This window comes from Halomonas sp. ND22Bw (genome assembly GCF_003011945.1).
Lineage (GTDB): Bacteria > Pseudomonadota > Gammaproteobacteria > Pseudomonadales > Halomonadaceae > Halomonas > Halomonas halophila.
The window spans coordinates 1-250 of sequence record NZ_PXWD01001417.1 but is presented as its reverse complement, the minus strand read 5'-3'; the positions used below and the strand labels follow the sequence as shown (position 1 = coordinate 250).

1 protein-coding gene is annotated in these 250 nt (G+C 62.8%); it reads right to left on the bottom strand.

What is annotated here, in order from left to right:
• On the bottom strand, window positions 1–250 hold a 250-nt coding region (locus CVH10_RS22875; RefSeq protein WP_146143323.1), incomplete at both ends, for a PAS domain S-box protein.

Below are 250 nucleotides of genomic sequence, written 5' to 3'. Positions count from 1 at the left end.
TCGCCCGATCCGAGCCGGGGCTGGTGAACAGCATAGGTTTGCCCGAGCAGTTCCTCGCGCGAAAACCCGGTGAGCTGGCAGAGGTTGTCGTTGACGGTGATGAATCGGCCGTCCGGGGCCATTTCGGAGAAGATGGAGTACTGCTGGATCGCCGCCAGCAAGGCCTCGTTCTCGCGCAATGCGGCGGCCAGTTGCACGCGGCCCTCGTTCAGCTCGGTGACGTCGTGAACGATGACGTAGAAGCCCTTCA